Annotated in this window: 16 protein-coding genes and 1 pseudogene; 14 read left to right on the forward strand and 3 right to left on the reverse strand. The window is 55.3% G+C overall.

All coding sequences use genetic code 11. The features are described from left to right. The first annotated feature begins 4 nt into the window (after positions 1-4). The 3 genes from K5Y32_RS05560 (at position 5) to K5Y32_RS05570 (ending at position 3,588) form a co-directional block, all read left to right on the forward strand. Positions 5-1,531 carry a glycerol-3-phosphate dehydrogenase gene (locus K5Y32_RS05560; RefSeq protein WP_222182088.1) on the forward strand — a complete coding sequence of 509 codons (1,527 nt, stop codon included), beginning with the start codon at positions 5-7 and terminating at the stop codon, positions 1,529-1,531. A gap of 10 nt (positions 1,532-1,541) precedes the next feature. Beyond that, positions 1,542-2,480, forward strand: coding sequence for a sugar phosphate isomerase/epimerase (locus K5Y32_RS05565; RefSeq protein WP_222182090.1), 939 nt, complete (start codon positions 1,542-1,544; stop codon positions 2,478-2,480). Between the two features lie 154 nt (positions 2,481-2,634). After that, a complete protein-coding gene (locus tag K5Y32_RS05570; protein WP_222182092.1) occupies positions 2,635-3,588 on the forward strand; it encodes a sugar-binding transcriptional regulator in 954 nt (317 codons plus the stop codon). Between the two features lie 40 nt (positions 3,589-3,628). On the opposite strand, the gene K5Y32_RS05575 is transcribed toward K5Y32_RS05570, so the two are convergent. The 3 genes from K5Y32_RS05575 to K5Y32_RS05585 all read right to left on the reverse strand — a co-directional run bounded on the left by K5Y32_RS05575 (position 3,629) and on the right by K5Y32_RS05585 (position 6,368). Further along, positions 3,629-4,372 (reverse strand): DNA-binding transcriptional regulator YciT, encoded by a 744-nt coding sequence (locus K5Y32_RS05575; protein WP_222182094.1) that lies wholly within the window; start codon positions 4,370-4,372, stop codon positions 3,629-3,631. Between the two features lie 42 nt (positions 4,373-4,414). Continuing rightward, positions 4,415-5,677, reverse strand: coding sequence for a DUF1479 domain-containing protein (locus tag K5Y32_RS05580; RefSeq protein WP_222182096.1), 1,263 nt, complete (start codon positions 5,675-5,677; stop codon positions 4,415-4,417). Positions 5,678-5,855: 178 nt separating this feature from the next. Then, entirely contained in the window at positions 5,856-6,368 is a 513-nt protein-coding gene (locus K5Y32_RS05585; protein WP_222182098.1) for an AAA family ATPase, read from the reverse strand. 105 nt (positions 6,369-6,473) lie between these two features. Here K5Y32_RS05585 and K5Y32_RS05590 point away from each other — a divergent pair, with 105 nt between their 5' ends. The 11 genes and pseudogenes from K5Y32_RS05590 (at position 6,474) to K5Y32_RS05640 (ending at position 17,046) form a co-directional block, all read left to right on the forward strand. Then, positions 6,474-6,812 (forward strand): cupin domain-containing protein, encoded by a 339-nt coding sequence (locus tag K5Y32_RS05590; protein ID WP_222182100.1) that lies wholly within the window; start codon positions 6,474-6,476, stop codon positions 6,810-6,812. Positions 6,813-6,870: 58 nt separating this feature from the next. Then, positions 6,871-7,026: pseudogene (locus tag K5Y32_RS05595) on the forward strand (LysE family translocator); the annotation flags it as partial. Between the two features lie 265 nt (positions 7,027-7,291). Beyond that, entirely contained in the window at positions 7,292-8,317 is a 1,026-nt protein-coding gene (locus tag K5Y32_RS05600) for a substrate-binding domain-containing protein (RefSeq protein ID WP_222182102.1), read from the forward strand. 10 nt (positions 8,318-8,327) lie between these two features. Then, entirely contained in the window at positions 8,328-9,836 is a 1,509-nt protein-coding gene (locus K5Y32_RS05605; protein ID WP_222182104.1) for a sugar ABC transporter ATP-binding protein, read from the forward strand. Beyond that, on the forward strand, positions 9,833-10,828 hold the full coding sequence (locus tag K5Y32_RS05610; protein WP_222182106.1) for an ABC transporter permease: 996 nt from the start codon (positions 9,833-9,835) through the stop codon (positions 10,826-10,828). The genes K5Y32_RS05605 and K5Y32_RS05610 overlap by 4 nt, the downstream gene beginning before the upstream one ends. 13 nt (positions 10,829-10,841) lie before the next feature. Next, complete coding sequence (locus tag K5Y32_RS05615) at positions 10,842-11,831, forward strand: sugar-binding transcriptional regulator (RefSeq protein WP_222182108.1); 990 nt, start codon at positions 10,842-10,844, stop codon at positions 11,829-11,831. Continuing rightward, positions 11,824-13,578: a glycerol-3-phosphate dehydrogenase/oxidase gene (locus K5Y32_RS05620; RefSeq protein WP_222182110.1), complete on the forward strand. Its 1,755-nt coding sequence runs from the start codon at positions 11,824-11,826 to the stop codon at positions 13,576-13,578. Before K5Y32_RS05615 ends, K5Y32_RS05620 begins: the two co-directional genes overlap by 8 nt. Beyond that, on the forward strand, positions 13,562-14,401 hold the full coding sequence (locus tag K5Y32_RS05625) for a class I fructose-bisphosphate aldolase (RefSeq protein ID WP_222182112.1): 840 nt from the start codon (positions 13,562-13,564) through the stop codon (positions 14,399-14,401). The genes K5Y32_RS05620 and K5Y32_RS05625 overlap by 17 nt, the downstream gene beginning before the upstream one ends. Positions 14,402-14,461: 60 nt before the next feature. Beyond that, positions 14,462-15,946: an FGGY-family carbohydrate kinase gene (locus K5Y32_RS05630; RefSeq protein ID WP_222182114.1), complete on the forward strand. Its 1,485-nt coding sequence runs from the start codon at positions 14,462-14,464 to the stop codon at positions 15,944-15,946. A 117-nt stretch (positions 15,947-16,063) separates the two neighbouring features. After that, entirely contained in the window at positions 16,064-16,546 is a 483-nt protein-coding gene (locus K5Y32_RS05635; protein WP_222182116.1) for an antitoxin Xre/MbcA/ParS toxin-binding domain-containing protein, read from the forward strand. Continuing rightward, a complete protein-coding gene (locus K5Y32_RS05640; RefSeq protein ID WP_222182118.1) occupies positions 16,546-17,046 on the forward strand; it encodes an RES family NAD+ phosphorylase in 501 nt (166 codons plus the stop codon). The genes K5Y32_RS05635 and K5Y32_RS05640 overlap by 1 nt, the downstream gene beginning before the upstream one ends. Positions 17,047-17,065: the final 19 nt, after the last annotated feature.

Consider the following 17,065-nt stretch of genomic DNA (forward strand, 5'->3'; position numbering starts at 1 on the left):
AATCATGAGTGAACACATGCTGGATCTGTTTGTGATTGGCGGCGGTATCAACGGTGCCGGTATCGCGCGTGACGCCGCCGGTCGCGGATTGTCGGTAATGATGTGTGAGAAAGATGACCTCGCGCAGGGCACCTCATCGCGCTCCGGCAAGCTGGTGCACGGCGGGCTGCGTTATCTGGAGTATTACGAGTTTCGTCTGGTACGTGAGGCGTTGATCGAACGCGAAGTGCTGCTCAACGCCGCGCCGCATATCATCTGGCCGATGCGGTTTGTCTTGCCGCACAGCCCAACCGATCGTCCGGCGTGGCTGGTGCGCCTCGGCCTGTTTCTTTATGACCACCTTGGTGGCCGTCAGAAACTGCCGGGCACGCGTTCGCTGGATTTACGCCGCGATCCCGAAGGTGCGCCGCTGCTGGATAATTACAGCAAAGGTTTCGAGTACTCCGATTGCTGGGTGGATGATGCGCGGCTGGTGACGCTGAATGCGCTGGATGCCGCCGAGCGCGGCGCCACCATTCTGCCGCGCACCCGCTGCGTGGCGGCGACACGTCATAACGGCAAATGGGAAATCACCCTGCAGGATGCCAGTGGTACCTCAAGCACCGTGTTTGCCAAAGTGCTGGTCAACGCCGCCGGACCGTGGGTGCTGGATATCGTCAATCAGGTCACGCACACCAAAAGCAGTCGCAACGTGCGGCTGGTCAAAGGCTCGCACATCATCGTGCCGAAATTCTGGGAAGGTCAGCAGGCGTATCTTGTGCAGAACACCGACAAGCGGGTGATCTTTATCAACCCGTATGAAGGCGATAAAGCGCTGATCGGCACCACCGATATTCCGTGGCAAGGCAAAGCGGAAGCGGTTACCGCCGACGACAGCGAGCAGCAATACCTGATCGACGTGGTGAATCGCTACTTCAAGGTGAAACTGCGCGCCAGTGATGTGATCACGCGCTTCTCCGGCGTGCGTCCGCTGTTTGATGACGGCAAAGGCAATCCATCGGCGGTGACGCGTGATTACGTGTTTGACCTCGACGATCAACAAAATGCCCCGCTGCTGCATGTGTTTGGCGGCAAGATCACCACCTTCCGCAAGCTGGCTGAACACGCGATACAGAAACTGGCACCGTTCTTCCCCAACATGGGCGCGGAATGGACGCGGGGCGCCACCTTACCGGGCGGCGATATGCCACACGCCGATTTCGACAGTTTCTTAGAGCAGGTCAAAGCGCGCTGGCCGTGGCTACCGCAGGCGCTGCGTAAACACTATGCGCGGCTGTATGGCACGCGTATCGATAAGCTGATCGGTCATGCCAATGCGCTGGGCGATCTTGGCCGCCACTTTGGTGGGCAACTGTACGAAGCCGAGGTGCGCTATCTGGTGGAAAACGAATGGGCGCAGCAGGCCGAGGATGTGTTGTGGCGCCGCACCAAGCATAAGTTGCACCTCGATGACGCGCAGCAACAAGCTTTTACTCAGTGGTTCAACGCCACCGTTGCTGCTCCCGCGCCGCTGCGTGCGCATGCTGGATGAGAGGTGAATCATGCCGTTAACGCTGTCACTGAATACCAATCCGCTGGTGAACCGCTTTGCCGACCCGCAGGATTTGATTACCACCGTGGCGCAGCAGATCCGCATCCGTGATGTGCAGCTCACCCATGAATTCATCAATCCCGGCTGGCCCGCTGCGACCATCACGCGCATGACGCGCAAGATGCAGCAGGCGCTGCGCGCCACCGGCGTGCGAGTCACCTCCGGCATGACCGGCCCCTATGGTCGCCTCAACCATTTTGGTCATCCTGATGTCGAAGTACGCCGCTATTATGTTGGCTGGTTTAAAACCTTCGCTGATATCACCGCCGAGCTGGGCGGTGACGCGGTGGGTTCGCAGTTCGCCATCTTTACCCAGCAGGATTTCAACAATGTTGCGCGCCGCGACGCACTGATAGACATCGCCATTGATTGCTGGGCCGATGTTGCCGAACACGCCAAAGCCGCCGGATTGAAATACCTGTTTTGGGAACCCATGAGCGTGGGCCGCGAGTTTGGCGAAACCATTCCGGCCTGTCTGGCGCTACAGCAGCGTTTGAGTGCTGCCTCAATGGCGCTGCCGATGTGGATGATGGCGGATATCGATCACGGAGATGTCACTTCCGCCGATCCGCGCGATTACGATCCTTATGCGTGGGCCGAAGCGGTGCCGCGTTACTCGCCGATTATCCATATTAAACAGAGCATGCTGGATAAAGGCGGACACAGACCTTTTACATTGCAGTACAATGCCGGCGGCCGCATTCAGCCGCAGCCGCTGCTGGATGCGCTGGCGCGCGGCGGTGCGCAGGATAATGAGATCTGCCTTGAGCTGAGCTTTAAAGAGCGCGAGCCAACCGATAGCAACGTGGTGGCGGAGATCGCCGAGAGCGTCGCCTTCTGGGCCGGGCATATCGATACCGGCGTGCAGGATCTGCATTTGGCGGAGTGAGGGGCGCGGTTTCCCCCTCACCCTCACCCTAACCCTCTCCCGCAAGCGGGCGAGGGAACTGTCCGCGCACGCTGCTCGAACGGCCCCTTCTCCCACTTGTGGGAGAAGGTTGGGATGAGGGCTTAAGCGCACCATATAAACCAAAGGACAACCCATGAAACCGGCACCAACCTCGACTGAACGCGACGAATCTCTGGCGCTGCGCGCCGCCTGGCTGCACTACGTCGGCGGCTTAACGCAGGCGGAAGTGGCGAAACGACTCGGGCTGCCGTCGGTGAAAACGCACCGCATGATTGCGCGCATGGTGGCGGAAGGCGCGGTGAAGGTGTCGATTGATGGCGATATCGTCGCCTGCGTCGAATTAGAAGATCGGCTGCGCGCGAAATTCGCGCTTAACTTCTGTCATGTCGCACCCGACCTCGGGGAAGAAGGCTTGCCGGTGCGCGCGCTGGGCATGGCGGGCGCGGATTACCTGCGTAACCTGCTCACCGCGTCGCCTTCCACTACGCTCGGGCTGGGACATGGGCGCACCCTTTCCGCCGCCATCCACCAGTTGCCGCGTATTGATGCGCCACATATGCGCTTTGTTTCGCTGCTCGGCTGTTTAACTCGCAACTACGCGCTCAATCCCCACGACGTCATGCATCGCATCGCCGAGAAAACCGGAGCGCAGGCCTACATGATGCCCGTGCCTTTCTTTGCGAATACCCAGGAAGATCGTGAAGTGTTACTGGCGCAGCGCGGCGTGAGCGAAGTGTTTGCCATGGCGGCGCAGAGTGAAGTCAAACTGGTGGGAATTGGCACCGTGGAACCCGCCGCTCAGCTGGTTGAAGCTGGCATGATTGATGAAGCGGAGATCAATGATATCTCCTCATCCGGTGCGGTCGGCGAACTGCTGGGACATTTCTTCGATGCCAACGGACAGATGATTCACACCAACTTAACGGCACGCACTTTGTCGGTGGATCTCGATCTCTCGCATCGCGCAGAGATTGTCGCCCTGGCGGGCGGCGCCAGTAAAGTCTCCGCGATTCGCGCAGTGCTGGCCAGCGGTCTGGTGACCGGTTTGATTACGGATGAAGTGACGGCGCAGGCTTTGGTGGATTGATAAAGAGTTAAGGGTAAGCATTCATGCGCACTTGGTTTTCCTATGAAACCAAACTCACTTCAACGCCCTTCTCACGCAGCGTCTTTTGATAGATCGACTCCAGTTCGGCATCGGTGATCAGTTGGTTAAACGGCTGAAGCGGTGCCAGCGCAAACGGATGAATCTGGCCAAACTTTGAGGAATCCGTCAGCGCGATGGTGTGTGTAGGTTTTTCCATGATGGCGTTGACCACGTCACAGCGCAGCATATCGCGACCGGTAAAGCCGGTGATCGCATCCCAGCCATCAATGCCGATAAACGCCTTATGAAAATTGAGGTGCTGAATACACAGACGCGTCAGCGGCCCCACCACCGATTCACTGCTTTTCTGGAACAGGCCGCCGAGGATGATTACATCGCCGCCCTTTTCGCGCAGCAATCCGGCGATGTAATGGCTCACGGTAATGATGGTGATATCGTTGCGTTCACTCAGCTCACGCGCCAGCAAGGCGTTAGTGCTGCCGCCTTCGATAAACACCGTTTCACCACTGTTAACCAGCGATGCCGCGTACTCGGCCAGACGCTTTTTCACCGCGAAGCGGGTTTGCATACGCGCGCCAACATCATCACTTTCTGGCGCCACGGCGGAACCGTGCACGCGGCGCAGAAAGCCGCCTTTCTCCAGAAGATTGAGATCCTGACGCACCGTCACTTCTGAGACGCCAGTGGTGTGCGCCAACTCATTTACGCTGACGCTGCCGCGCTCGCTAACCAATTGGATAATCTGCTGATGACGTGCGTTCATAACACCCGCTGCTGTGAAATTTTTGCCAAGCTTACCAGAAATTTAGCTCAATCCCAGACTGCGGCGACCGTGAACATTGAGCGCATCGAGGGTGAAGCGATCGCGCCACTGCGTTTCGTAATCCTCCTGCGGGAAATCGCCCGGCGATGCGCCGCTGGCCAGCGCCTGCGCCACTTTCTTAGCGTATGCTGCATTTTTCTCGCACAGCGGCGCGGCGGGAATGTACATCACATTGCCCCAGCCTTGCTGATCGTCTACCGGCGCGACCGAGTGGATCACATCGCAATGCCACCAAACCGAATCGCCAGCCTGCAGCGCGGGAATCGAACACAAGCCCTCAATCAGTTCCGGATGCCACTGCGCTGAAACCGGCAGCACCTTGCCCGGCGCAACGCCGCAAAGCTCATCTTCCGGTACATCTTTCAACAACGGACGCAGCAACAAATAGGCCATCGCTTCCGGCACCGGCACCACATGCAGCAAGCCCTGACCAATCTGCATATCCGACAGCGCGGTCCAGCCCTGGAAGGTACGGAATACCGAGCACTTGGTGGTAGTCCCCGATTGATACTCATTCACTTCAGTGCGATACGCCGCATCCCAGGGATCGTATTGATCAAACTGATTGGTGAAAATTTTGCTGAACACCTGTTGATACGCCGGCAGTAACCAACGCTCCAATGCGCCTGAATCGGTGTGCGCGCCAAGACCTTTGGAGGTGGTGCCTGGCAAGCGACGACGAATACGATCGGGATAAATGATGCTGACGTCAGGTTCAAACCAGCGCGTGCCGCGCGACTCAAACGTCCACAAGCGATTGAGGAAGGATTGCGTCTGGGCCATTGCCTCGCTTTGACGCGCTGACATCTGCGCATCGCTCCAGTAAATCGGATAGATTTCCGGACGTGACGCATCAAGATTGCCGAAGAAGTTATCGCCCGGCCCTTGGTAGACGTTGTCGAAATCGTTGTCATCGAGGTATTTGAGCATCGATTCATCCCAGGCCAGCGCCTGTTCGCGCGGGAAAGTCTGCTTCACCACCACACAACCGCGCCGACGGATGTGATCCTTCACCTCATCGCTGATACGTCCCGCCGCAATATCCTGCTGGCTGACCTGCGGCCACGCGCTGCCGTTTTGCGCTTCTTCCACGCGAGCGGTGGCAATTTCGCTGACGATTTTGCTTCTGACTTGTTCAAACAGACCTTCGACATCGCCGATCTGCTCTCTCAGCACCCGTTTCATCAGGCGTACGTTTTGTTGGAAATCATCAGGTTGTTGCAATGAAGTGAAAGTATTATTCATGACATGCTCCGATTCATTAACTTGCTAGTTTCATTTGAAACTAAATTACACTTCATTCATAACAAATGCGCAGCAATAAACAATCCCGCATGTGCTGAATACGGAGGTTGATCACATTAAGTTTGAAGGATGGGTTTCAGGTGAAAGTGGCGGCGCGTTTTACGCCACCACTGAAAGATCAGGATTGTGACGTTTTCGACAGCGCTTGCAGAATGGCATCAACGCACTGCTGCGCCGAGAGCAATGCGCTATCTAGCTGCAGATGATCACGTTCCCAGGTTTGATATTCACGCTGTTCAACCGCCTGCCAATCCGGCAGTTTCAGGCCTTTGATATCGGAAGCGCGATTTTCGACGCGAAAGCGATGCTTGTTACGATCGGAACAGATCACTTCGACTTCCAGCAGCGGCGAACCGCTTAACAGGGCGATATCGCGATACGCATTGCGGATCAGTTGCAGGTCGTTAACCGAGTCGGTTATGACGGTGGAACCAAGCAGCAAATTATCGCGCGCCAATCCGTAGATGACGAAATACCCTTCCGGCCCGATGGCTTTCTCGCTCTCTTCACCCGATCGCAACGCCTGTTCGATAGTATCGACGCGTAAATACACCGCGCCGATCTGCTGCGCTAATAAGCGCGCAATGGTGCTTTTGCCGGTGCCGGGTAATCCACTAAACGTGATGAGCATTATTCAATTCCTATTTTGCATTGATGTTCACTTAACGTTTTTCGAGAACAGAGTTTATGCTAAAACAGATAACCTGCTGAAGACAATGAAAAGTGAGTAAAAACAATGATTTCAAAAGAAAATGCACAGCACTATAACTGGGGAGATAACTGTGATGGCTGGACGCTTGTCAATCATCAGGAGATGCTGGTTATTCATGAAAAAATGCCTGCTGACACTGCAGAGCAACGCCACTTCCACAGCGTTTCGCGTCAATTTTTCTTTGTACTCAGTGGCGAACTCACTATGGAACTTGAAGGTGTAATGCATCATCTCTCGTCACAGCAAGGCATCGAAATTCCGCCGAATGCTCGTCATCAAGCGCGTAATAAATCGGCTGCTTCCGTTGAGTTTTTAGTGATCTCTCATCCCAGTACTCGCGGCGATCGTACCGAAGTTGAATGAAATTGTTTAACGCTTACCGTGATTGAGCGGTACTCTTCTGAGGAGTCTAAATGCCTGAATTATCGAGTTGTTGGCGTTTGCGTTAGTGGCGCTGAGATTAGTGTTAACGCCCGGCCCCAATATGATCTATCTGGTATCGCGCTCGCTGTGCCAGGGCAAACGCGCCGGATATATATCGTTGGGCGGTGTGGCATTAGGATTTGTGTTTTATATGCGTTTGCAGCGCTGGATGCGCGTAAATAGCTTTCGTCAATAAATGTGTAAAACGCCAGGAGCCCCTTGCGCAATTAGTGAACGCACTCACAAGTCAGAAACAATTCATTAACCAACGTTTGATCTTTTCCCCGCCAGCTTTTATACCTTTTGAAAATTATTTCATGCATAAGAAATAATTTTCAAGGTTAACCCCGGCTCGTTATTCCGCGTTTTGTCGTCACGGCTGAGCCATACACATTCAGCGTCAGTTCCGGGGAATAAACATGAAAAAAATCACTGTTCTACTCGCCAGTTTATTGATGGCGGGCAGTTTCACCAGCATCACGCAAGCAGCGGATGCGCCTCAATTTCGCTGTAAATCCGGCGAAACTTACTACATGAACGTTATGGTGACAGGCGTAGAGTATTGGTTCCCGGTTTACGAAATGTTCAAGCAGGCTGCGCATCAGCTGGGCTGTAAGACAGTATACGGTGGCACACCCGCTTATGACGTTAACCAGCAACTCTCGAGCTTTGAACAAATCCTGGCACAAAAACCCGCCGGTATTTTTCTTCATCCAATGAATCCTGACCCCTTTATTGAGCCCATTAATCGTGCTGCTGAAATGGGCATTCCAGTGGTGACGTTTGCCGCCGATTCACCTAACAGTAAACGCGTTGCTTATATCACTTCAGACAATTTCCGTGAGGGTAAAGCCGCAGCCGACGAACTAGGGAAAGCAATGGGTAAAGGTGCCGAATTTGCGGTGCTGGAAAACCCCGGTCAGGATAATCACGATAGGCGTGTCACTGCGTTTATTAATGAGATGAAAACCGCCTTTCCTGACAGCAAATTAGTCGCACGCGCTGCGACGAATCAGGACCCTTCGAAAGCCTATAACGCCGTACTCTCAATGTTGCAGGCGAACCCCAATCTGAAAGGCATCTTTATGCCGGAAGCCAGCTCTGCGATTGGTGCTGCGCAGGCAGTGGCTGAAAACGGCGGCAAAGTGAAAGTGATGACCGTGGATGTCAACGCTAAGGTGCTGGATATGATTAAAAGCGGTCAGGTATTTGGCGCAATCAATCCAAATCAGGGCATCCAGGGCTATATGGGTTTTATGACCTTGTTCCTTGCTGCCCATCCTGAACTGATCGATCCGATGAATGATGCCAAACGCAACGGGACCAATCCTTTTGCCTTCCCAATCCTTGATAACGGTTATGCGGTGGTGACTAAAGACAACGCCGATGATTTCCGCTGGGATGTTTATCTGAAACGCCGCGGCACTAAAGGCATCAATGAGTAAGGCGACGATTATGACAGCATTATTGGAATTACGTGGCATCACTAAAAGTTTTGGCGCGGTACGGGCTTTACAGGGGGTAGATCTCACGCTCCGGGCGGGAGAAATTCATGCGCTGGCCGGAGAGAATGGCGCTGGAAAATCAACGTTGATGAACATTATTGATGGCATTTTGCGTCCAGATGGTGGCGAGATGTTGCTGTGTGGCAAGGCCGTGACCATTCGCTCACCACGTGAAGCACAGAGTCTTGGCATTGGTCTGGTACATCAGGAAATTGCTCTTTGTCCTGATATCAGCATTTATGAAAACATTTGGATGGCGCATGCCGCTAGCCAGCGCGGCGTGCTCATGCCGCATAAAGTACTACGTGAAAAAGCGCAGCAGGTGATGAATCGACTCGCGCCGATAGCGGTGACTAAAAAAGTGGGTGAACTTTCTCTCTCTCAGCAGCAACTGGTGGAGATCGCCAAAGCGCTGACGCTGGATTGTCGCCTGCTCATTCTGGATGAACCCACCGCCGCGCTAACCGAACCAGAGGCTCAAACGCTGTTTACGATTGTGCGCCAGTTGCAGGCGCAAGGTATTTCAGTGGTCTATATCAGCCATCGCATGGCAGAGATTTTTGCGCTATGCCAGCACATCACCATTCTGCGCGATGGCCTTACGGTACACAGTTCAACGCTGCAAAACATGACGCCCGATGAAGTGATTACACGTTTGGTCGGACGCGAACTGTCGCAACTCTATCCTGATAAACGCCCAGTTAGCGCCGCTTCACCATTGCTTGAAGTGCGTGAACTTGGCGATGGCAAACATTTCCACGATATCAATTTTGATTTGCGTCCCGGCGAAATCCTTGGCATTGGCGGTTTGATGGGGGCAGGACGCAGCGAAATTGCGCAGGGTATCTGCGGTTTACTGCCCATCAAACGTGGCGCAATCCGTATCAAGAGCAAAGCAGTGACATTGAGGGATTACGCCGCGAGTATTGCGCTGCGCATGGTCTATTTGTCGGAGGATCGCAAAGATGCCGGACTTTTTTTAACGATGCCGATCGAATGGAACATTTCGGCTCTGGATGTCAACGCAGTCAGTCATCATCGTTTGTTGCTCAGTCCACAGCTTGAGCGTCAGCAGGCAGAGGCGCTGGCAAAGCAAGTGAAACTCAAGCTTGCCAAATTAAGCGATCCGGTGTCGTCGCTATCAGGTGGGAATCAGCAGAAAGTCGCGCTAGCACGCGTATTATCGGTACAGCCGGAAATTGTATTTCTTGACGAACCAACACGTGGCGTGGATGTCAGCGCCAAGGCTGAGATCTACAGTATCCTCGCCAAACTGGCGGCCAGCGGTGTGGGTTTAATCGTGATTTCATCAGAGTTACCGGAACTCATTGGCCTGTGTGATCGCATCATCGTGATTCATGAAGGGCGCATGAGCGGAGAAGTGACCGGTGAGGCAATGAATGAAGAGAACCTGATGCGGCTAGCGGCTGGCATCATTCCAGAAGCGGAGGCTGTATGACAATGAATACCACCTTGCCTACACTGCAAAAATCGCGTTGGTCTCTGTTTGGCGGCATTCATAAACAGCGCGAAGTGGGACTGATTGCGATCATTGCACTGATCTTCATGGTGATGAGTTTCACTTCCCCCTACTTTCTCACCTGGGCCAACATGAAGGCGATGCTACTGTCGTTTTCAATTGAAGGCATTGTGGTGATTGGCATGACTATTCTGCTAATAGTTGGCGGTATCGACCTTTCGGTTGGCGCAGTGGTTTGTCTTTCAATGGTGGTCGCTGGGCAGCTATTTATTAGCGGCGTGGATCCCTGGCTGGCTGGCGTAGGCGGCATTGCGGCGGCGGCGCTGGTTGGCTTTTTAATGGGGCTGACGGTAACAAAAATCGGCCTCAGTCACTTTATCGCTTCGCTGGCGGCGATGGTTATCGTGCGCGGCCTGTGTATGATCGTCACTCAGGGAACGCCGCTATCATTATTTACCCTGCCCGTGAGTTTCAAATTTATTGGCCAGGGCGCTCTGTGGGGCGTTCCGTTCGTTATCCTGCTGTTCTTCGTGCTGGTCGCGCTGTTCGACTTCTTGCTGCGTAAAGCCACGTTATTTCGCAAAGTGTTCTACACCGGCAGTAATGAACGTGCCGCCGCCTATTCCGGCATCAACATTAATCGCATCAAATTGTGGGTCACAGTACTGACCTCTACGCTGGCAGGACTCGCCGGAATTATTTATATGGCACGTCTTGGCTCTGCAACGCCAACCTTTGGTGTCGGTATGGAACTGAATGTCATTGCAGCGGCGGTCATTGGCGGCGCGAGTCTGAAAGGTGGCACTGGCTCGATTCTTGGCGCGGTGCTTGGTGTTGCATTGCTGTCGATCGTCACCAGCTCGCTAATATTAATCAACGTCTCCGTTTACTGGCAGGAGTTGATTAAAGGTTTGATCTTACTGGCCGCCGTCTCAATCGATCACTTACTGAATAAATACCGTGCTGCATAAGGAATTATCGCCCATGGAATTCGCTAATGAGCACCCTGCGTTTCATAGCGCGCGTCAGATTTACCAGGTTCTGGTGATGTATTACCTCGATGGCAAGAAACAGTCGGAGATTGCGGTTGAAACCGGCTTATCGGTTGCCAGCGTTAATCGTCTGATACGTCAGGGCAAGGAGAGCGGCATGGTGGAAATCACCATCAAATCCCCTTGGCTTTCAGCACATCAACTGGAGAGCGATCTGGCTGCCCTCGGCAAGTTACAACAGGTGGTGGTGGCGCCGAACGTTGCACGCAGTGAGGATAATAGTCTGCAAATGGTCGGCGCAGCGGCGGCAGAATATTTGTTATCACGTCTAAAGGATGGCGATGTCATTGCTATTACTGGTGGCAAAGGTGTAAGTGCGCTGGTTGAAGCATTACAGCCCTCACGTAAATACGATGTTCAAGTGGTACCCGCGCTTGGCTGCGTGCAAGGCAAACATTACACCGACGTCAATCATGTAGCCTCGGAAATGGCGGCGCGTCTTGGCGGACACGCATGGCAGATTCACGCCCCGCTGTTTACTGATTCTGCCGATGAACGCGACATGCTGATGGGCATTAGCGCCGTCGACCAGGTGCTGGATAAAGCGCGTAACGCCACGTTAGCGGTAGTGGGTTTAGGATCGATTCATAGCGACAATTCCAGCTACTACGATCTTAACCTCTCGGCGCGCCATGCTTCCTCCAGCATTGAAACCAGCGGTGCGCGCAGTGAACTGTTAGCCTGGCTGCTGGATGCTAACGGCCAACCGGCTCCGTTCGATGCCAACCGGCGTTTAGTTGGCCTGACGTTGCCTGAACTGCAACGCATTCCCTTCTCAATGGCGGTGGTGGCTGGTCGTGACAAAGTGGACCCGATTGACTGCGTGCTGCACGGTCAGTGGCTGAAAGGCATGGTCACTGATGAATCGACTGCGGCAGGCGTACTGGAATTGGCCCTGAGCCGAGGTGCATCTCATGGATAACATTAAAACCCGTGAACAACGCCTGAGCGCCCTGCGCCTGCGTTCATCGACACCGGTGTTGATTGTCGGCGGCGGCATCAACGGCATCAGCACTTTTCGTGAGCTGGCGCTGCAGGGCATTCCGGCGCTTCTGGTGGAAAAAGGCGACTGGTGCCAGGCCGCCAGCGGTGCGCTATCGCGCATGATTCATGGCGGTTTGCGGTATCTGGAAACCGGTGAATTTTCGCTGGTCAAAGAGTCGGTCACCGAGCGCGATCGCCTGCTGAAAAATGCCTCGCACTATGTTTTCCCCCTACGCACCACGGTGCCGATCGATAATCTCGCTGGCGGCTTAGTGAATGCCACGCGCCGTTTTCTACGCCTGAGCGATAAACCGACGCGGCGCGGGGCGTTGCTGATCAAAACCGGGCTTAGCCTGTATGACATTTACACCCGCCAATATGGATCGATGCCGAAGCATCAGGTGCGCAATGAAGCCGCCACGCGTGACCGCTGGCCGGGTTTCGCGCCCTGGGTGAAATACAGCGCCAGCTATTACGATGCCTGGATCAGCGCGCCGGAACGGCTGGGATTTGAGTTGATTGATGATGCCGAAAAAGCTAGTCCAGAGGCGCTTGCGCTCAATTATCTGCAGCTGGTCAGCGCCGAGGGCGAAACGGTTATTTTGCAGGATGCGTTAAGCGGCGAGCGCTTCAGCCTGCAACCACATGTGCTGGTGAATGCCGGTGGTGCCTGGATCGATCAGCTCAACCAACGCATCTCTTCACGCAACGATCTACCCAAGCTGATTGGCGGCACCAAAGGATCGCATCTGATCCTCGATCATCCCGAATTGCTGCAGATGCTGGATGGCGAAATGGTCTATTTCGAGAATCAGGAAGGCCGCGTCTGCATCATGTTTCCGTGGTTCGGCAAGGTGCTGGTGGGTTCCACCGATATCCGCGTGGACGATCCCGATGCAGTGGTGTGCGAAGAGGAGGAAAAGAGTTACATCCTTGAGTCATTGCGCTTCGTCTTCCCGCATATCGAGGTGCCGGATTCCGCCATCGTTTACACCTTCTGCGGCGTGCGTCCACTGCCCGCCAGCGAGGCCAAACTTAACGGCCAAATCTCGCGGAACCACTCGTTAGTGGTGTTGCCGGCTGACGCCAATCGCGCCTGGAGCACGCTCTGTTTAGTCGGCGGCAAATGGACCACTTTCCGCCAGTTTGGTGAAGAGGCGGCGGATCGCGTGCTGCGGCTGCTCGGCGAAAAACGGCAGGTCTCCAGCGGTGATGTGCCGATTGGCGGCGGACGTGATTTTCCCAAACCTTCAGGACAAACCGCGTGGCTGGCGCAACTGGCGCAGCGTTATGCCGTGCCGCTGCCGCGCGTGATGCAACTCGCCAAACGTTACGGCAGCCGCGCCCTGCCGCTGCTGGCGCTGATCCAGCAGCACGGCGAGCAAATGTTGCAGCATCACGCCGCCTACAGCAATGTCGAATTGCGTTATCTGATTGAGCATGAACAGGTTTGTCAGCTGGAGGATTTGCTGGTGCGCCGCACCTCGCTGGCGATTTGCGGTGAACTTAGCGCGCCGCTGGTGCAGGAGATCGCGCAGATCATGGCCGCAACGCTCGGCTGGAGCGACAGCGAACGCGCGCAGCAGCTGCAGCGCGGCTGCGCCAATCTGGCACGTTTGCACGGACTTACCGGCCTTTATCCCACGGTTTTTCAGGAGGAAACACGACATGTTAGTAACCAATAAAGTGCGCATGCAGCGTCTGTTTCAGCACGGCAAATGTCTGGATGTCGCCATCGATCACGGTATCGCCAACGAGCCCGATTTTCTCATCGGACTGGAGAATATTGAGGGCGTGATGGATAACCTGGTCGCCGCGCAGCCGGATGCGATTCAGGTCAACTACGGTCAGGCCGATCTGCTGCAGCGTGTGGCGGGACGCAAACCGGCGCTGGTGATGCGCACCGATGTGGGCAATGCCTACAACGCGGCGCGTCACCGGGAAATGTGGGCGGTGCTGCACAATCCGGATGAACCGATTCTTGCCGCGTTGCAGATGGACGCCGCCGCAGTGGTTGTGAACCTCTATCTGATCCCGGATGAACCGGGCATTTTTCGCATGTGCGTCGAAAATATTGGCCGCTTGCGCCAGGCTTGCGATCGCTACGCCATGCCGCTGATGATTGAACCGCTGGTGATGGCCCCCGCCGGACAAGGCGCGGCTTACGGCTCACTCGGCGATGTCGAGAAAATTGTGCCGCTGGTGCGGCTGGCGCGTGAGTTAGGTGCCGATATCATCAAAGCCGATCCCACTGAGAACGTGGAAGATTTTCATCGCGTGGTGGAAGCGGCGCGCTGTCCCACGCTGGTGCGCGGCGGCGGCAAAGGTGAACTGGCTGGCGTGCTGACGAAAAGTGCCGCGCTGATGGCGCAAGGTGCCAGCGGGATGGTGTATGGCCGCAATGTTTATCAACACGATAATCCGTCACGCGTGGTGAAAGCGCTGATGGCGATTATTCATCAGGGCGCCAGCGGCGCGGACGCCCTGGAAATCTATCAGCAGGGTTGAGCCTTACCTGCACCGGCGCTTAAGCGGTGCGCCGTCTTCGCCAGTTGCACGGAGTCGGATATGAAGATAGTTGGTATTGATGCCGGAAACACCATGATCAAAGCGGTGCTGTTTGATCTCAGCGGTCGCGTATTGTCGGTGGCCGAGTGCGCGGGAGAAACCCATCGTCCACAGGAAGGCTACGCCGAACGGCCGGTGGCGGATATCTGGCATGGCGTCAGCGATGCGGTGAGCCGTTGCCTGCAGCAGGCGGAGACGCCCGCCAGCGATGTGATTGCGGTTGGCGCGGCCGGCCACGGCAACGGTTTGTACGCGCTGGATAAGCATCAGCAGCCACTGTTTGGTATTCAGTCTATCGATCATCGAGCTTGTGACACAGTGAACGCGCTGGAAATGAGCGGCGCGGATAAGCGCATCTACCAGATTTCGCTGCAAAAACCCTGGCCTGCGGCAACGCCGGTATTGATCAGCTGGATTAAGCAACATCAACCCGAGCGCTGGGCGCAAATCGGACATTTATTGCTGGCGAAAGACGTTATCGCCCATTTTCTCAGCGGTGCGATTAGCGCTGATTTTTCAGATGCCGCCGGCGCCGGCTTAATTGATTATCGTGCGCGCGGCTACAGCCGTGAATTGATGGCGCTGTACGACATCGAAGAGGCGCTCGCCCTGCTGCCCGCACTGCGTGAATCCTGCGAGGTGGTTGGCCATGTCACGGACCGGGCTGCCCAACTCACCGGATTACCGGCGGGCATTCCGGTGGTGGCGGGCATTTTTGATGTGGTGGCCAGCGCCGTGGGTTCTGGCGTGGTGAACAGCGGTGAAGCCTCGATTGTCGCCGGTACGTGGAGCATCAATCAGGTGGTGGTAGATAAACCCGATTATCTGCGCCCGGTATTTATGAACTCCATTATTGAGTCCGACCGTTATATGGCGATTGAGGCCAGCGCCACCTCGGCGGCGAATCTCGACTGGTTCCTTCGCGAATTTGACGATGGTCGCGGCGGTCAGGGCGCGGTGCGCAGCAGCGATAGCGTGGCGCACGTGCAACCCAATGCCCAGCTACCGCTCTATCATCCTTATCTTTATTCCGGACGCAAATCGGAACCGGCCAAAGCCGGATTCTATGGCTTAGGCGGCTGGCATACGCGCGCCGATATGCTGTTCGCGCTGTTTGAAGGCGTGACCTTTGCCCATCGGGCGCATATTGATCGCTTGCGTGCGGCAGGCATCCCTTTTACGCAGGCCATTTTGTCGGGCGGCGCGGCGCGCAGTTGCATCTGGCCGCAGATGTTTGCTGACGTGTTAGGCATACCGATTCGCGTGGCGCAGTGCAAAGAGACCGGCGCGCTTGGCGCCGCCTTGTGTGCCGGTGTGGGCGTCGGCGCGTGGCGCAATCTTGCCGAGGCCGCGCAGCAGGCGGTGCAGATCAATCCCGGCGAATTGTTGCCGCGAGCGGAGCGCGTAGCCTTTCACGATGCGCGTTATCGGGTGTTTAAAAAGCTGGAGCTGGCGATGCGCGAGATGTGGCAGGAAGCCAGTTGATTATTGTTTATTAACAATGCATTAGTTTTAAGGTCGTATAAAAAATGACAACCCCTGCGCAGTAATGTACACTTGAGCTATCAAAATGTTCAAATGAACATTGCTCAGGAGGTTGTTATGACAACTGCATCCCCATTCAATCACGGCAATGCCGCACGCGTCTTCGATCCCACGCTGATCCAGAACGCTCAGCAATCGTTTATGGATCAAATGGGCTTACCGCGTAATCCGCTGAAAGCGCACCAGTTGATCACCGAAGGTCTGGATGTCGGCATCGTTGAACGCGCGGCTACGGTGCTGAAAGCAACGCCGCTGGATGTGGCCCAGATGGTCTCTATCGATCGCAATACCTATCGCCGCCGCGAGAAAGCCGGATCGCAACTCTCGGTGGAGCAAGGTGCGCGCGTGTATCAGGTGTTCGAAATTCTGGATGCCGTTTTGCAATTATTTGCCGGTGACGTTGACGCTGCCATGCACTGGATGTATCAACCTGCGTTGGCACTGGATGATGCATTGCCAATGGAGATGCTGAGCACGCCTGCGGGTTGTGATGCGGTGTTAACGCTGATTGGTCGCCTGGAACACGGAGTGATTGTGTAATGACGCAACGGAAGGAACCGGATGCTCCCTATCGGCTGTTTTATCGACTCGTGAAAGAAGAGTACGCCAGCGAGGCATTTAGCGGCGCTGGCGCTGAAAAATGGGGCGGACGCTGGAATCCGCCCGGTATTAAGACGGTGTATCTCAGCAGTTCAAAGGCGCTCGCCACGCTGGAACTGGTGGTGCATGCCGGTAAGGCGATGCTGGAAAAGAGCCGCTTTGTGATTTTTACCCTGCCGATCCCTGAGAGCGAAATCATGGCGCTGGACAGCAATAAACTGCCCGACGATTGGCAAAAGTATCAGCAGCAGGAAGAAACACAGGCGATTGGCGCTGCGTTCCTCGATGTGCAAGGCGGCTTTGCTTTGCTATTAACGGTACCCAGCATTTTGACCGGCGAAGACAACGCCATTCTCAATCCCGACCATCCCGCCGCTGCCGCCCTCTTTGCACAAGCCACTTCAGCGCCCTTCACGCTTGATCGCCGGATTAAAGAATGACGAGGGCTTTCATAGGGTC

The organism is Pantoea sp. DY-15 (assembly GCF_019795935.1).
Classification (GTDB): domain Bacteria; phylum Pseudomonadota; class Gammaproteobacteria; order Enterobacterales; family Enterobacteriaceae; genus Pantoea; species Pantoea leporis.

Bases quoted from the DNA above. Each gene is read 5' to 3' on its own strand.
- K5Y32_RS05600 (WP_222182102.1), top strand. From the start codon at position 7,292: ATGAAAAAAATCACTGTTCTACTCGCCAGTTTATTGATGGCGGGCAGT.
- K5Y32_RS05560 (WP_222182088.1), top strand. From the start codon at position 5: ATGAGTGAACACATGCTGGATCTGTTTGTGATTGGCGGCGGTATCAAC.
- K5Y32_RS05625 (WP_222182112.1), top strand. From the start codon at position 13,562: ATGTTAGTAACCAATAAAGTGCGCATGCAGCGTCTGTTTCAGCACGGC.
- K5Y32_RS05570 (WP_222182092.1), top strand. From the start codon at position 2,635: ATGAAACCGGCACCAACCTCGACTGAACGCGACGAATCTCTGGCGCTG.
- K5Y32_RS05590 (WP_222182100.1), top strand. From the start codon at position 6,474: ATGATTTCAAAAGAAAATGCACAGCACTATAACTGGGGAGATAACTGT.
- K5Y32_RS05605 (WP_222182104.1), top strand. From the start codon at position 8,328: ATGACAGCATTATTGGAATTACGTGGCATCACTAAAAGTTTTGGCGCG.
- K5Y32_RS05635 (WP_222182116.1), top strand. From the start codon at position 16,064: ATGACAACTGCATCCCCATTCAATCACGGCAATGCCGCACGCGTCTTC.
- K5Y32_RS05640 (WP_222182118.1), top strand. From the start codon at position 16,546: ATGACGCAACGGAAGGAACCGGATGCTCCCTATCGGCTGTTTTATCGA.
- K5Y32_RS05585 (WP_222182098.1), bottom strand. From the start codon at position 6,368: ATGCTCATCACGTTTAGTGGATTACCCGGCACCGGCAAAAGCACCATT.
- K5Y32_RS05620 (WP_222182110.1), top strand. From the start codon at position 11,824: ATGGATAACATTAAAACCCGTGAACAACGCCTGAGCGCCCTGCGCCTG.
- K5Y32_RS05565 (WP_222182090.1), top strand. From the start codon at position 1,542: ATGCCGTTAACGCTGTCACTGAATACCAATCCGCTGGTGAACCGCTTT.
- K5Y32_RS05615 (WP_222182108.1), top strand. From the start codon at position 10,842: ATGGAATTCGCTAATGAGCACCCTGCGTTTCATAGCGCGCGTCAGATT.
- K5Y32_RS05630 (WP_222182114.1), top strand. From the start codon at position 14,462: ATGAAGATAGTTGGTATTGATGCCGGAAACACCATGATCAAAGCGGTG.
- K5Y32_RS05610 (WP_222182106.1), top strand. From the start codon at position 9,833: ATGACAATGAATACCACCTTGCCTACACTGCAAAAATCGCGTTGGTCT.
- K5Y32_RS05580 (WP_222182096.1), bottom strand. From the start codon at position 5,677: ATGAATAATACTTTCACTTCATTGCAACAACCTGATGATTTCCAACAA.
- K5Y32_RS05575 (WP_222182094.1), bottom strand. From the start codon at position 4,372: ATGAACGCACGTCATCAGCAGATTATCCAATTGGTTAGCGAGCGCGGC.